The sequence below is a fragment of the Caballeronia udeis genome, assembly GCF_001544555.2.
Lineage (GTDB): Bacteria > Pseudomonadota > Gammaproteobacteria > Burkholderiales > Burkholderiaceae > Caballeronia > Caballeronia udeis.
On the sequence record NZ_FCOK02000233.1, the window covers coordinates 1 to 697 of the forward strand.

A 697-nucleotide genomic window follows, 5' to 3' on the forward strand; every position below is an offset into this window, starting at 1 on the left:
TACATGTCCTTCTTGTCGGGCGAGATGGACACCTGCGTCGAGTCGATGTTGAACTCGAGATAACCGCGATTCAGGTAGTACGAGCGTACGTTTTCGAGGTCGCCGGTAAGCTTGTCCTTCGCGTACAGGTCGTTCTTCGTGTACCAGGAGAACCAGTTCGGCGTGGACAACTGCATCTCGTCGCGCAGCGTGCTCGTGCTGACCGCCTTGTTGCCGATGAAGTTGATCTGGCGGATCTTCGCGCTCGGACCCTCAGCCACCGAAAACAGGATCTGCACGCGGTTGCGGTCGACCGGCGTCACGGTAGTCGTGACTTCGGCAGCATAAAACCCGCGCGTCAGGTACTGACGCTTGAGCTCCTGCTCGGCTTTGTCGACGAGCGCCTTGTCGTACGAGCGGCCCTGCGACAAGCCTACCGCGCGCAACGCCTTCGCCAGGTTGTCCTTTTCGAACTCGTGGATGCCGGAGAAGTCGATTTGCGAAATGGCCGGACGTTCCTGAACCTGCACCACCACCACGTTGCCCTGTGTGGCGATCTGGACGTCGTTGAAGAAGCCCGTTGCATAAAGCGCGCGAATTGCTTCCGAGGCTTTGTCGTCGGTGAACGTGTCGCCCTGCTTGATAGGCAAGTAGGCGAATACCGAACCGGGTTCAATGCGCTGAAGGCCGTCGATCCGGATATCCTGCACGACGAACG

1 protein-coding gene is annotated in these 697 nt (G+C 58.8%); it reads right to left on the minus strand.

Annotated features, from left to right (window positions below; all coding sequences use genetic code 11):
• Positions 1-697 (minus strand): POTRA domain-containing protein (locus AWB69_RS45395; protein WP_331712732.1); only part of this gene is annotated, 697 nt, incomplete at both ends.